This window comes from Microcoleus sp. S13_C5 (assembly GCF_036700845.1).
Taxonomy (GTDB): domain Bacteria; phylum Cyanobacteriota; class Cyanobacteriia; order Cyanobacteriales; family Microcoleaceae; genus Microcoleus.
The window spans coordinates 1-1,568 of sequence record NZ_JAUBPR010000280.1 but is presented as its reverse complement, the minus strand read 5'-3'; the positions used below and the strand labels follow the sequence as shown (position 1 = coordinate 1,568).

3 protein-coding genes are annotated in these 1,568 nt (G+C 43.4%); 2 read left to right on the top strand and 1 reads right to left on the bottom strand.

Features of this window, described 5'->3' with window-relative positions; translation table 11 throughout:
* Nucleotides 1-146: 146 nt before the first annotated feature.
* Complete coding sequence (locus QUA04_RS29595) at nucleotides 147-494, top strand: DUF5615 family PIN-like protein (RefSeq protein ID WP_333264348.1); 348 nt, start codon at nucleotides 147-149, stop codon at nucleotides 492-494.
* 125 nt (nucleotides 495-619) lie between these two features.
* Nucleotides 620-1,345 carry a DUF6884 domain-containing protein gene (locus QUA04_RS29590; protein WP_333264345.1) on the top strand — a complete coding sequence of 242 codons (726 nt, stop codon included), beginning with the start codon at nucleotides 620-622 and terminating at the stop codon, nucleotides 1,343-1,345.
* 13 nt (nucleotides 1,346-1,358) lie between these two features.
* On the opposite strand, the gene QUA04_RS29585 is transcribed toward QUA04_RS29590, so the two are convergent.
* The coding region (locus QUA04_RS29585) for a hypothetical protein (protein ID WP_333264342.1) at nucleotides 1,359-1,568 on the bottom strand (210 nt) is incomplete at its 5' end.

The following is a 1,568-nucleotide window of genomic DNA, read 5'->3' as shown; positions in this document are numbered from 1 at the left end:
GAAGTTACATCAGCAAATATTTGGAATTGGTTTACTCACTGCTGTTATTGTACCTCACCTTTGTAAGAAATGCTATACAACAGGAAAAATCTCTGCTTTCGCCTTCACCATTTTTCGTGAGAATGCGAGCTAAGGGGTTGTTGTAAGTGGCGATCGCTCTGTACATGGACGTTCACATTCCGCAAGCAATTACCGAGCAGTTGCGCCGTCGTGGCGTGGATGTTTTGACTGCGATCGAAGATGGTGCGACAGAATTGCCGGATGACGAACTTTTGGAACGTGCCACTCAGTTAGGGAGAGTATTGTTTACTCAAGATATCCGTTTTAGGGCACTGGCTCAAGATTGGCAGCGTCAGGAAAAACTGTTTGCTGGTTTGATATTTGGACATCAGCTAGGCGGTACAATCGGACAGTTTGTTAAGGATTTGGAACTGATTGCTTTAGTCTCGGACTCTGATGAATGGATGAATGCTGTTGAGTATATTCCTTTTTAGGGCGATCGCTTGTTGGGAATGAAAGGGCGATCGCATCTGCTACCTCTACTTCATCAGGCTAGTTGTAAAGCAAGAAATAGAATAATGTGGTAAATAACATGAATAATATATAGTGAGTTCTGAATTTGCGACATCTGCTAATTTTGGCTTGCTCGCAGCGTAAACGTTCGGATGCTGATTCGCTGCCTGCTATTGAGCGCTATGATGGCCCAACATTCCGTTTGCTGCGTCGTTTTCTACGGAAACAACCATCAGCACGGTTAGAGATATATATTTTGTCAGCGAAGTTTGGCTTGATACCAAGTGACTATCAGATTCCAAATTATGACCAACGAATGACAAAAATGCGATCGCGTCAATTGCAGCCAGAGGTCATTGCTAAATTTGAAGATATCCTCAGCGCAAAGTCATATCAGAAACTTTGCATTTGTCTAGGTCAAGATTATTTCCTTGCACTGGATAAATACGATATGCTAATTAAATCAGGATTAGCTGTGCGAATTGCTACAGGCTCTTTGGGTAAAAAGCTAGCAACCTTGCATGATTGGCTGTACGGGAAGCCCCCGGAACTAGCTATTAGACAGGCTGTTGTCCCCCAAGGGAAAGCGAGTCTTAAAGGGATTGAGGTTGTTTTGACACCAGCAGAAGTGCTTGATTTAGCGCGTCAGGCGTTGGTGGAAGGCAAGGGCAACCCTGGTTGTTACCAGTCGTGGTACGTGCTAGTGGGCGATCGACGAGTATCGCCGAAGTGGGTAGTAAGTCTGTTGACAGGATTGCCTGTCAGCGCTTTTCATTCCAGTGTGGCTAGGCGATTGCTGCAACAACTTGGTGTAGAAATTTATAGAGAATAATCAAATCTTAATCTTAATCGAGGTGTTTAAAAATGAGCGTCAAGACTCCTCCTATTGGTACTGTTATTTCTGATCGGGATACTCCAACTTTTGAAACTGTGCGAATCAAATTGAAAGCAGGACAAGATGTAAAGCCTGGTATGCTTGTCAGGGTAAGCTCATCTAATTTGGTATAAATTGTACTTGACAAAAAGACAACTAGAGAAAATGTGGCATTCACATA